This window comes from Streptococcus danieliae (assembly GCF_025447695.1).
GTDB lineage: Bacteria > Bacillota > Bacilli > Lactobacillales > Streptococcaceae > Streptococcus > Streptococcus danieliae.
The window spans coordinates 1-11,828 of sequence record NZ_JAOBSU010000054.1; the positions used below are offsets into that span (position 1 = coordinate 1).

Below are 11,828 nucleotides of genomic sequence, written 5' to 3' on the forward strand. Positions count from 1 at the left end.
AAGGAACTCTCCCTTCAGGACTTTCTTAGTATACAACACTACAGCTTTCTTGGCAACCCTTTTTGCTCATTTTTTTTTAAAAAATTCTCAGAGGAACAAATCCCCTGAGTTTCTCTTACTTATGACTCACTTTTTTAGTGATAAAGTCCCCAATAAATTGAATGGTAAAGATCAAAATAATAATCAAGACTGTTGCTAGAATGGTGACATCATGATTGTAACGGTTATAACCGTAGGCAATAGCTACATTCCCCAGTCCACCAGCACCAACTGCACCAGCCATGGCGGTCTCACCTACTAGTGAAATCAGAGTTACCGTTGTCACCCGGATTAAATCGGGTAGTCCTTCGCTCAGGTACACACCAATAATATCTTTGGTCGTTGCTCCGCTGGCTTGGGCCGCTTCAATAACGCCGGAATCCAATTCCGCTAAAACAACTTGGACTTGGCGAGCAAAAAAGGCATAGACAGCAAAGGAAAGCGGAACAAGGGCAGCGTTTGGTCCAATGCTTGTTCCAACAAGGGTTTGCGCTAATGGGGAGAGAACTGCCAATAGGATAATAAAGGGAACGGCTCTAAAAATAGAGGTGATCTTATCCAAAGTCCAATAAACCCATTTATTTTCCAAAACACCGCCTGGTGCTGTTAAGACCAACAAGAGGCCAGTCACAAGGCCCAAAAATCCACCAATTAGGAAAGCATAAAAGGTCATGTAGAGGGTCAAGTAGATGGCTGTACCCCAACCGGCTTGCCCAGACCAGCCCATTTTATAAACATTTGGTAGATAGGTTTCAATACTATTCATCTTATTATCCTTCTTTCAGAATCTTTATACCAACTCCAGACTTCTTTAAGCCTGCATGCGCCTTGCTCAGACTTTCTGGTGTTCCAGAAAGAATCACAATCAACTCGCCTACTGGAGTATGATCGAGAATTTCAATATTTCCAAATAAAATATTGGCTGTAACCTCATAATGCTTGGAGAGATCGTGAATAATGGCTTGATCTGTCGCATTTCCGGAAAATTTCAAGTGTACCAATTCTTGCCCAGCTGGCAAATGACGGACACTTTCCTGTTGGTGAATTTTCCGCAAAGCTTCTTCAATTCCAGTAGCTGTTTCCATAAAGTCTTGGGTCAATTCATTCTTAGGATTGCTGAAAATGTCCAAAACACTTCCTTCTTCTATTAGACGACCATCCTGCATAACCGCCACACGGTTCGCAATATCCTTCACGATTTGCATTTCATGGGTAATCATAATAATGGTTAGTCCCAAGCGCTCATTCAATTCCTGGAGGAGTTTCAAAATCTGCTTAGTTGTTTTAGGGTCCAAAGCAGAGGTTGACTCATCGGAAATCAAAATCTTGGGATCATTAGCTAAAGCTCGCGCAATGGCCACCCTTTGTTTCTGTCCACCGGATAATTGCGATGGATAGTTTTCTGCGCGATCGGCTAGTCCTACCAATTCCAATAGTTCTTTGACCTTTTGCTCCTTGGCTTCCTTGCTCAAACCAGAATGTTTCAAGGCGAAGGCAACATTCTCTGCAGCCGTTTTTTGGCTCATCAAATTAAAGTGTTGGAAAATCATGCCAATTTCGCGACGTTTTTCCCTTAAAGCTTGGGCAGATAGTTGAACATTCCCCTGATCAAAAAAGACTTCATCATCCACCACCAGACGACCTTCCGTTGGCGTCTGCAGTAAGTTGACCACGCGCACCAAGGTAGACTTGCCAGCTCCTGAATAACCTACGATACCATAGATATCCCCCTTACGGATGTTGAGACTGACCTGATCAACCGCTGTAATCACTTTGTTTTTTTGACTAAAACGAACACCAATATTTTCTAATTTAATGATGGTTTCTGACATCACATACTCCTATTCTCAATCCAAAAGAGGCTGGAACAAAAGTCTAGCCTCATTGACTTTGGTTAATAAAATGCCTTTGACACAGTAACTGATTGGGGCTAACAGCATTATATGCTATTAGAGAGTACCAAATCTTGTTTGCGAAGCAAACTCCAATCGTTCGCCTTTTAGGCTCCGAACCCGACCTAATCAACCTTGCGGGGGTGGGAGTAAAAAGATCCAGTGGATCTTTTTAGCATGAGCCTGAAATTAAGAAAGCGAATAAACTAAATTTTTTCAAATTTAGTTCTGTCCCACTCCCAACCCCCCTCTCCCTTGGTTTGCTTCATACTCTTGCTTACTCTCTTTATAGGTCGTTCACTTCGACTTGGCTGTGCAAAGAGTAGCCGATTTGTGGCTTACCAAACGGGTTGGTCCAAACCTTCTGAGGTTTCTTCAATGACTTTCTTAACATCATCTGTATGGTAGGCTTTGATCAATTTCTTCAAAGCAGCTGCCTTATCTGATTTTTCCCAGTCACTTTTAGCAGCTAGAATATTGTACCATTGTTGCGAATTATCATCCGCAAGCTCTACAAACAAGGCCTTCTTGAAGTCCAAACCAGCTTCCGATACAAAGGTGTTGTTAACAACGGCTGCATCTGCAGAATCTAGCGAACGGGCTGTTTGGCTAGCATCCAATTCTTTAATATCCAATTTCTTTGGATTCTCTTTGACATTGGCGATTGTTGCCAATTCTTTACCGGACACATCCAATTTGATCAAGCCAGCTGATTGCAGAAGGTAGAGCGCGCGGCTTTCATTGGTCGCATCATTTGGAACGGTGATTGTTGCACCATCTGGAATTTGCTCCACGCTTGTGTAACGGTTCTTGCCATCTTTTGTACCAGAGTAAAGACGAATTGGCGAAATGATAGTATCTGCAATCGCTACTAGATCGCCCTTATTTTCTTGATTCCAGTTATCCAAGAAGTTGTAGTGTTGGAAGGCGTTGACATCAACATCGCCATTAGCGGTAGCAATATTTGGTTGTGAATAGTCTGTAAACTCAGTGTATTCCAACTTCACTCCTTCTTTGTCCAAAAGCTCTTCAATTTTTTCCCAACGTTTTTCTTCCGAATCACTTTTAGCCATCAGACCTACACGGAGGGTATTGGCATCTGAAGAAGAACCTCCCGTATTGGCACAGGCTGCCAAGGTCAGACCAGCTAGGGCTGTCAGACCTACTACTTTCAAGATTGATTTCAATTTCATGAGTAAGCTCCTTTTATTTTTTCTTGCTACTAGAATAACAGACCCACTCCTAGCTGCCTAGTATGGGATTTTTAAGTGCCTTATAAAAATTTTTTATCAAGCCTTGAGAAAAGACTCGGATGACAGATGTTAAAATCTTTTTCATCCGAGTCTAGCCAATCGATTACCAAACAGGTTGGTCTAAACCACCTGAAGATTCTTCAATAACTTTTTTCACTTCGTCAGTGTGGTAAGCCTTGATGAGTTTTTTCAGAGCTTCTGCCTTGTCTGATTTTTCCCAGTCCTTTTTAGCGGCTAGGAAGTTATACCATTGCTTGGCATTGGCATCTGGAACTTCTACAAAGATGGCTTTTTTGAAGTCAATCCCTGCTTCTTGAACAAAATCGTTGTTAACAATGGCCGCATCAACCGACTCTAACGAACGAGCAGTTTGACTGGCATCTAGTTCTTTAATATCCAAATTCTTAGGATTTTCTTGAATATTTTCGATCGCCGCAAAGGTATCCCCGGAAACATCCAGTTTCAAGAGACCAGCAGATTGGAGCAGGTAGAGGGCCCGGCTTTCATTGACGGGGTCATTTGGAATGGCAATGCTACCGCCATCTGGAATCTGTTTCACATCCGTGTAACGTTCAGAGCCACCTTTGGTTCCTGAATACAAACGAAAGGCTGTGAAATAGGTATCCGCAATTGGCACCAAGCTACCCTGGTTTTCCTTGTTCCAGTTGTTTAAGAAATTGTAATGCTGGAAGGCATTGACATCGACTTCCCCATTTTCTGTTGCCTTATTGGGCTGGGAATAATCCGTAAACTCCGTATACTCAATTTTAATCCCTTCGTCTTGCAAGAGTTCCTCGATTTTATCCCACCGAGCTTCCTCGGTATCGCTTTTAGCCATCAAGCCTACGCGAATCGTATTTGCATCTTCTTTAGCCGTGCTGGCTGGAGTACAGGCTGCCAGTACCAAGGCTGCCAGAGAAGTAAGTCCCACTAGTTTCAATACCGATTTCAATTTCATAAGCAAGCTCCTTTTTCTTTTCTTGCTACTAGCATATCAGAAGCCCCTGGCCTCGCCTAGTATTGATTTTTTATCTCCCCTATAAAAAGGCTTTATCAAGCTCTGCCAGCAAGCCATAAGAAAAACATCCCAGAAGTTAGGCCTAGGGCCCAACTTTTGGGATGCTCTTATTTAGAAATCTGTATCATTTCTCAAATAATTTATTTCAACTCTTCAGCTGTTGGAGCATAGTCGCCACCGAAGAATTCTTTGGACAATTTCGCAAGGGTACCGTCTGCTTGCAATTCTTTGATACGGCCATCAACGAATTTTTTCAAGTCATCTTGCCCTTTTGCAAAGACTGGGTAAACAAATGGCTGAGCACTTTCTGGCAATTCAATAATTTTGAGATTGCTCAAACCTTGGTTTTTAATGATGGTTTCAATAGAAATACGGTCAAAAATCTTGTAGTCTGCTTGACCATCATTCATCCGTGTCATGATTTGCTGGAAGTCTGCACGTGTGTAAGACAAGTTGGTTGGATTGTCTGCATGCTCCTTGTTCCATTCTTCCAATTGTGCCGCTGTGTTGGTTCCTTGAACAACCTCAGTTGTTTTACCACCTAGGTCATCCATCGACTTGATACTTTCATCATCCTTTTGAACGACAAGGACGTTAGGATTTTTAGCAATAGGGTAAGCGTAAAGATACTTGTTAGCACGCTCTTCTGTATAAGAAATGTTATTGACAGCCATTTGGTAGCGGTCACTATCCAACCCTGCAAAAAGACTAGACCATTCTGTCTTTTCAAATTCAAGGTCGTATTTATCAGAGTCTTTGAAGATAGCTTTCACAACTTCAATCTCGTAACCCGTCAACTCCCCCTTTTCATCTTCATAGTTAAATGGTTTTGGGGAAGCATTGGTAGCTACGCGGACAACTTTCTTCTTTGCTGCTTCAGAAGAATCTGAGCCATTGTTCGAGCAAGCTGCAATCACAAGGGCAGATGTTGCAAGAAGAGCAAGGGAAATAATTTTTTTCAGTTTCATGAAAAACCTCCTTCTAGTTTCTATTTAAGATACTAGCAGAAAACAAGGGAAATTGCTACTAGCTTGAATTGCAAAAGAGGCTAGGACAAAAGTCTAGCCTCGATTATTTTAATTGGCGAAATGCCTTTGACGCAGTGGCTGTTTGTTCTCTTCGTTCGCTTTTCAAGCGCGGAAGAGAACCTTTTCAACCCGAGCCTAAAATTAAGAAAGCGAATCAACTAAATTTTTCAAATTTAGTTCTGTCCCACTCCCTTGAGAATTCTTAAAATCCTTCTACATTAGTGTAAACTTTTTGGACATCTTCATCATCTTCCAAAACGTCTACCAATTTTTCAAACACAGCTAAGTCATCACCGTCCAATTGCACCTCAGATTGGGGAATCATTTCCAGTTCGGTTACTTGGAATTCCGCAATTCCCTCAGCCCGCAAGGTTTCAACCGCCTTGTGCAGATCTGTTGGAGCTGTGTAGACAGTGATGCTGCCTTCTTCTGCTTCAACGTCATCCACATCAACATCTGCCTCTAGCAACAACTCAAAAACCGCATCGGCATCCTCACCTGCAAAGACAATCACACCCTTGTTGTCAAACAAATAGGAAACAGAACCACTGGCTCCCATATTTCCACCATTTTTACCAAAGGCTGCACGGATATTCGCTGCAGTCCGGTTCACGTTAGAAGTCAAGGTATCAACAATCAACATTGAACCATTAGGTCCAAACCCTTCATAACGCCCTTCTGTAAAGGTTTCGTCCGTATTCCCCTTAGCCTTATCAATCGCCTTATCGATTACGTGCTTCGGAACCTGTGCTTGCTTAGCCCGATCCACAACGAACTTGAGCGCCGCATTCAACTCAGGATCTGGCTCTCCTTTTTTCGCTGCCACATAAATCTCAACACCAAACTTAGCATAAACTTTTGAGTTCGCGCCATCTTTAGCTGTCTTTTTTGCCACAATATTGGCCCATTTACGTCCCATGTTTTTCTCCTTTTATTACTGCATTCACGCGTTATTATATCACTTTCCAAAAGCTGACGCAAAAAGAATTCATTCCCCACCCCATTGGAGGGGAACCCGTCCGAAATTTTGTTGGCCAATGCCCGCTTGTCCGAGGCTATAAATCTGATCCGCCTTCTGCGTCAGAGCATCCCAGGGCTCTGCTCCAATCCGAGTCACCCAGTTAACCTGCTTTTTCAAAAGCGCTAGGTGTTGGCGCCCCCGGCTGGAAAAGCCCAACACACGCAAACTTTCGGGTAAGGGAGCTTCTTGCGCTCCGACCAAGACATAGGTCAAGATACGCCGTACCCGAGCCTTGGTGAAGCGCTTGGTCGCGACCGCTGCGATCAACTCCTCGACCGAGTCCACCTGCCCAACTGCCCCCAACAAGCGCTGGGCTACTTCTTCATTAACCTGGTAGATATCCTGCAGATTGGGATGGCTGAGAATCTGGTAGCGAACCAAGGGCCAATACAAAGACCAATCTTGCTGCGGCACCGTTGCCAAAAGATCCGCTACCGGACTATGTTGTTGAACAAAGGCCTGGTCCGCCCGGTGATGGCGAAGAGCTGTCGCTGAGGCATAGCTTTGGTCCTTGGCCAGGGAATGAAAACCTGCTCCTTGGCGTTGGATAGCCTTCAGGGTCAGATTCGTCTCAGCAGCAGCCTTGGTATAGGCCAGGCCAAGAATATGGTTGGGGCTTTGGCCGGTAAAGGTCAGCCCCAAAAACTGCTCCCAAGCAGCCTGGCTCTTTTGAGGAAAGGACAGAGAGTTGGGAAGTTGGTCCATGTAGGCGGTCATTTCAGCCGCCCGAGCTTGATAGGTCGCTAGCAAGGCATTGTAGTCCCGAACCTCCTCCGTTCCAAAAACCAGCTCCTCGACTCCAGCCCGAACCAAAATATCCACCGCTCCAGCGGCAAAGAAATCAGCCGCTTGAACACTGACTAGAAAGGGCAGTTCCAAAACCAAATCAGCTCCCTGCGACAAGGCCATTTGGGCCCGAACCCATTTGTCAACAAAGGCTGGCTCTCCCCTTTGCACAAAGTTACCTGACAGGGCCACGATTTTAAGCCCCTCCATCTGATCCAAGAGGTAACGGTGGCCATTGTGGAAGGGATTAAATTCAGCAATTACCCCACTAATTTTCATGGTTTCTCCGCCACGAAGAACCACCGCAAGCTCTTTTCATCTGGAGCTTGATTGGTAAAATCGGCATAGACTTGGATATTGGTAAAGCCTGCCTGCTCTAACAAGATTTCATAGGTTAAAAGTTCGTAAGTCCTTTCCTCATGTACTTCGTCCTTGCGAACAAAGCGCCCATCTTCTTCTTTCAAAAAGAAGGTTAATTCATGGACAATGGAGTAGGGAGGATCATCTGGATAGGAATCCCATACAAAGGCGAAATCTTCCGCATTCTCATGATGGCTGTAGCCTGGATAAACTTCCTCCATTTGGTAAATGGAATGAACATCAAAGAGGAAGCGACCGCCAGGCTTGAGAACCCGGAAAACCTGCTGGAAGGCATCGCCTACCTCTACTTCATCCTCCAGATAACAAATCGAGTCGGAGTAGCAGGTCACCGCATCCACTGGCTCCAAGGCTGGTAAATCGAGCATATTCCCTTGAATAAATTCCAGTTGGCGGCCGGCTTTTCGAGCCCGTTTCTGGGCTAACTCAACCATCTCCGGACTCAGGTCCAATCCCTTAATACGGTAACCAGCCTGGTCCAGCTTGAGCGATAGAATCCCCGTCCCACAGGCCAGTTCTAAAATATCCTTTGTGTCTGGTGCCAGATGATTCTGAGTAAAGTCCAACCACTGGTCATACAGTTGGTCATCCATGATAGCATCATAGACGCCTGCAAATGTTTCATACGTTGTCATCAGTTACCCCCATAGTAAAAAAGAGGACGAGCGGAATCGACTACCATCAACACGAGTCTCTCCCAACACTGTCCTCCTCTCTTCCTTTAATCTACAAAGCTGGAAATGTCAACCATTTCTGCTTCATGCCAAAGTTTTTCTAAATTGTAATCATTGCGGACTTCCTCGGAAAAGACATGGAAGACAACTCCTCCCAAATCCAAGAGAACCCAACCACTGGCTACATTGCCTTCAAGGGGTCCGACTTCTAAACCAGTTTCTTGAGCCTTTTCACGAACATTATCCGCAATGGCTTCCAGCTGACGGCTATTCATCGAGCTAGCAATCACAAAATAATCTGTCACACTGGTCAAGTTCTGAACATCTAGGGCTACGAGGTCTTCAGCTCGTTTCTCGTCAGCAGCCTTGACCACCAGTTCTAATAATTGATTTCCTTCCATTGTTTACCTCTCTAAAAAGTGTCTGTATGCATTGTAGGTTTCCAAGGTTTGGGGATAAATCGGAATTCCTTTTTTCGCTAAAAAGGCCAGGGTTTCCGCAGTTTCGTAGGCCACTCCTTCTTCTAGAGAAGAATAGGCCAGGCGTCTCGCTTCCTCAACTCCTGGAAAATTCCGATCGGCTTCAATATAATCCGCCAGATACAGAATCATATCTAAGGGGGACATGTCAGCCTTCCCAATGGTATGAACCCGAATCGCGTCCAGGATTTCCTCATCTTCCAAACCGAGCTCGTCCTGGATGGCATAAATTCCAAGGTAACCATGCCAAATATTATTGCCCCACTGGAGCAGGTCTGGATCCAGCCCACGCTCCGCAATCAGTGTTTGGAAGTAAGCGTCAGGTTTTTCCTTGGCATAGTCATGCAGCAGACCTGCTAAACCGGCCTTGACCGGGTCCTGGCCATAGGCCTGGGCCAACTGAATGGCCGCCTGCTCCACATTCAGAACATGTTGGAAACGATGGGGACTCAGGGTCTCCTGTAAACGTTCCAGTAAGTCTGCGCGTCCCAAGGACAGGTAGGTTTCATAGGTCATTTATATAAGCCCTCACGTTTGATATACTGCCAAACCAGTTCTGGCAAGAGGAAGTTCGGCTCACGGCCAGTCGCAATAAAATCACGAACCATGCTGGAAGAAATATCCATGAGCGGCACATCTACCCAGATTACTGGATAGGAAGTTCCAGCCTTGTATTTTGGCCGTTGAACGCCCACAAACTGAACCAATTCCAAGAGCTCATCAATTCGGTGCCACTTGGGGAGGTACTCCACCATGTCCGCTCCGATAATAAAGTAATAATCGGTATCAGGATTGGCTTCTGTTAGGATTTTCATACTATCATAGGTGTAGCTAATCCCCTTGCGGTCCAGTTCCAAACGTTCAATTCCCAAACCTTCTTTTCCATTAAGGCCCAATTCCAACATCATCAAACGGTGGTGCTGGTCAATGGTCTCTTTTTTATCCTTGTGGGGCGGGAGAAACTCTGGCATCAGCAGGACCTGATCCAAGCTCAATTGCTGCCGCACCTGATCCGCTACTAACAGATGGGCATTATGAACAGGATTAAAATTCCCGCCCAAAATCCCGACTTGTTTGCGTTTCTTTTCTGGTAAATCCGGTTGCAGGGCAACCTTGGTAAAAGGTGTGACTAATTCGAGTGCCATCGTTTCTCCTTGTTATACCTCACGAACTTTAATGGATAATTTACGGTTTTCTTTTTTAGCCGAAGGCTTGAACAGAATCAAGATCCGACCAATCTTTTGGACAGTGTCCAAACCAATTTCTTCTTCCAAGATTTCTACAACATCATGGATATTTTCATCCGTATTTTGCAAAAGAGTGACTTTGATCAATTCACGCGCATCCAAGGCATTGCGGATACTAGTTTTAATCTCATTGTTCAAGCCATTTTTGCCAATCTGGATAATCGGTTTCATATGGTGAGCTTCTGCTTTCAGAAAGGCTCTTTGTTTACTTGTAAGTGACATAATTTTCCTTTACTCCATTTATTTCAACTGCAAACGCGGTAGGATCAAATAATCGCTGGACGCACCAAAACCGCCACTCCTTCTGGAGCCCAGGCAACCAGCCGTGCAGCTTCCGGAATCCGAATCCATCCCAAACCGGAAATAACCACATCGCTTTTCTCTGTAATGGTCAAAGGATGGGGAACCAGTTTTGAGAAGGATTCCAAATCTTTCTGGCGAGGTGGCTGCAAGAGGTCACCTACATGTTTGTCATAAAAGGCATCTGCTCCAGCCAGTTTGGTCCGGTGGATCTTCAGTTCATTTTCAAAGTAGGCAGTAAAACCTTGGCGCTGACCAGCCTCAAAATCTAAGCGAGCCAAGCCTCCGAAAAAGAGGGTCTGCTCGGGATTGAGCTGGTAGGTTTTAGGTTTTAGTTCCTTTTTGGGACTGACCAACTTAAGGTCCTTGCCTTCTAGGTAGTGGGCCATCTGGTAGCGGTGAATGATTCCTGGCGTGTCATAAATGAAGCGGCCATCCTCTAGTGGAATTTCGATCTTATCCAAGGTCGTTCCAGGGAAACGACTGGTCGTAATCACATTCTTATCCCCAGACAATTCCTGAATAATGGCATTAATCAGGGTCGACTTCCCAACATTGGTCACCCCGACCACATAGACATCCCGCCCTTTCCGGTAGCGGTCGATTTTCTCAATCAAGTCCTTGATGGCATCCTTGTTTTGGGCACTGGTTAATTGCACATCAACCGGCCGCAGCCCCTCTTCGTGGGCCCGCTCTGTTAACCACCGTAACAACTTCTTGTCCTTGACGGACTTGGGTAGGATATCCTTCTTGTTTCCCACCAGTAAGACATCATTCCCAGCTACAAAGCGAGATAGGCCGGGGATCACCGAACCATTAAAGTCAAAAATATCAATGACATTGACTACCAGGGCATCACTGTCGCCAACTTCATGCAAGAGGCGGAGGAAGTCCTCATCCGTCATCTCCACATCACTGATTTCATTATAGTGGCGAAGGCGGAAGCAGCGTTGGCAATAGAGTTCTCCACTTGCCAAGCCTTTTTCCAAGGCCGCTGGCGGTGTGTATCCTGCTTTTTCCTTCTGCTCGGTTTGAATTTCGGCACCACAGCCGATACAAAATAGTTTTTCCTGCATTTACAATCCTTTGTGAAATTTCATAGGGCCATACTTGGCTTCTAGCTTTTTGAGCACCTGTCGCTCACGCGCCCGATTAAACTTGGTATTGATAGAATCATGTTGCACCAAGGGCTTGACCAGAATCGAGCGAATCCCAGCACGATGGGCTGCCCGAATATCGGTCATCAATTGGTCACCAACCATCACAACCTTGGAGCGGTCTACCTTGAGCTTGGCTAAGGCACGATTGATTCCAAAGGCAAATGGCTTCAAAGCCCAGTAAACAAAACCAATCCCGAACCTCTCCACAGCCCGCGTCACCCGCCTTTTGGTATTATTGGACACCACCATAATCTGAATACCGGCATCCTGAACCTGATGCAACCAATCTTTCATTTCAGGTGTTCCATCTGGGTTGTTCCAAGCAATCAAGGTATTGTCCAAATCAACCAAGACCGCCTCGATTCCCAGCTTTTTCAAATCTTCTACTGCGATATCATAGACCGCCTCTACCGTGTAATTCGGTTTATACTGCTCAATTGACACAAGCTACTCCATTTTCCACTGTACTAGTCTTCATTATACCATATCCCCTTCTTTTGCTTCAAAAGGAAAGCCAAGCCGACCATAGGCCTTCCACAAGGCCCAACCCGCG

Annotated in this window: 14 protein-coding genes; all 14 read right to left on the reverse strand. The window is 45.2% G+C overall.

The window, feature by feature from the left end; genetic code table 11:
• Window positions 1-115 precede the first annotated feature (115 nt).
• The 14 genes from N4310_RS04995 to N4310_RS05060 all read right to left on the reverse strand — a co-directional run bounded on the left by N4310_RS04995 (window position 116) and on the right by N4310_RS05060 (window position 11,719).
• Window positions 116-805, reverse strand: a complete 690-nt coding sequence (locus N4310_RS04995) for a methionine ABC transporter permease (protein ID WP_160332564.1) — start codon at window positions 803-805, stop codon at window positions 116-118.
• A 4-nt stretch (window positions 806-809) separates the two neighbouring features.
• Window positions 810-1,871 carry a methionine ABC transporter ATP-binding protein gene (locus N4310_RS05000; RefSeq protein ID WP_262092307.1) on the reverse strand — a complete coding sequence of 354 codons (1,062 nt, stop codon included), beginning with the start codon at window positions 1,869-1,871 and terminating at the stop codon, window positions 810-812.
• Between the two features lie 398 nt (window positions 1,872-2,269).
• Window positions 2,270-3,124 carry a MetQ/NlpA family ABC transporter substrate-binding protein gene (locus N4310_RS05005; RefSeq protein ID WP_262092308.1) on the reverse strand — a complete coding sequence of 285 codons (855 nt, stop codon included), beginning with the start codon at window positions 3,122-3,124 and terminating at the stop codon, window positions 2,270-2,272.
• A gap of 163 nt (window positions 3,125-3,287) precedes the next feature.
• A complete protein-coding gene (locus N4310_RS05010) occupies window positions 3,288-4,142 on the reverse strand; it encodes a MetQ/NlpA family ABC transporter substrate-binding protein (RefSeq protein ID WP_262092309.1) in 855 nt (284 codons plus the stop codon).
• Window positions 4,143-4,342: 200 nt separating this feature from the next.
• Complete coding sequence (locus N4310_RS05015) at window positions 4,343-5,164, reverse strand: transporter substrate-binding domain-containing protein (RefSeq protein WP_262092314.1); 822 nt, start codon at window positions 5,162-5,164, stop codon at window positions 4,343-4,345.
• Between the two features lie 268 nt (window positions 5,165-5,432).
• Window positions 5,433-6,149, reverse strand: a complete 717-nt coding sequence (locus N4310_RS05020; protein ID WP_160332559.1) for a YebC/PmpR family DNA-binding transcriptional regulator — start codon at window positions 6,147-6,149, stop codon at window positions 5,433-5,435.
• A gap of 69 nt (window positions 6,150-6,218) precedes the next feature.
• Window positions 6,219-7,316 carry a nucleotidyltransferase gene (locus N4310_RS05025; protein ID WP_262092310.1) on the reverse strand — a complete coding sequence of 366 codons (1,098 nt, stop codon included), beginning with the start codon at window positions 7,314-7,316 and terminating at the stop codon, window positions 6,219-6,221.
• Complete coding sequence (locus N4310_RS05030; RefSeq protein WP_262092311.1) at window positions 7,313-8,050, reverse strand: class I SAM-dependent DNA methyltransferase; 738 nt, start codon at window positions 8,048-8,050, stop codon at window positions 7,313-7,315. The genes N4310_RS05025 and N4310_RS05030 overlap by 4 nt, the downstream gene beginning before the upstream one ends.
• Before the next feature lie 86 nt (window positions 8,051-8,136).
• Window positions 8,137-8,490 (reverse strand): ribosome silencing factor, encoded by a 354-nt coding sequence (rsfS, locus tag N4310_RS05035; protein ID WP_262092312.1) that lies wholly within the window; start codon window positions 8,488-8,490, stop codon window positions 8,137-8,139.
• A 3-nt stretch (window positions 8,491-8,493) separates the two neighbouring features.
• Window positions 8,494-9,084 (reverse strand): bis(5'-nucleosyl)-tetraphosphatase (symmetrical) YqeK, encoded by a 591-nt coding sequence (gene yqeK / locus N4310_RS05040; protein WP_160332555.1) that lies wholly within the window; start codon window positions 9,082-9,084, stop codon window positions 8,494-8,496.
• A complete protein-coding gene (locus tag N4310_RS05045; RefSeq protein WP_160332554.1) occupies window positions 9,081-9,713 on the reverse strand; it encodes a nicotinate-nucleotide adenylyltransferase in 633 nt (210 codons plus the stop codon). Before N4310_RS05045 ends, yqeK begins: the two co-directional genes overlap by 4 nt.
• A gap of 12 nt (window positions 9,714-9,725) precedes the next feature.
• Window positions 9,726-10,037: a ribosome assembly RNA-binding protein YhbY gene (gene yhbY / locus N4310_RS05050; protein ID WP_262092313.1), complete on the reverse strand. Its 312-nt coding sequence runs from the start codon at window positions 10,035-10,037 to the stop codon at window positions 9,726-9,728.
• Between the two features lie 44 nt (window positions 10,038-10,081).
• Window positions 10,082-11,191, reverse strand: coding sequence for a ribosome biogenesis GTPase YqeH (yqeH, locus tag N4310_RS05055; RefSeq protein WP_160332552.1), 1,110 nt, complete (start codon window positions 11,189-11,191; stop codon window positions 10,082-10,084).
• Complete coding sequence (locus N4310_RS05060) at window positions 11,192-11,719, reverse strand: YqeG family HAD IIIA-type phosphatase (RefSeq protein ID WP_160332551.1); 528 nt, start codon at window positions 11,717-11,719, stop codon at window positions 11,192-11,194. It abuts the gene before it with no gap.
• Between the last annotated feature and the right edge of the window lie 109 nt (window positions 11,720-11,828).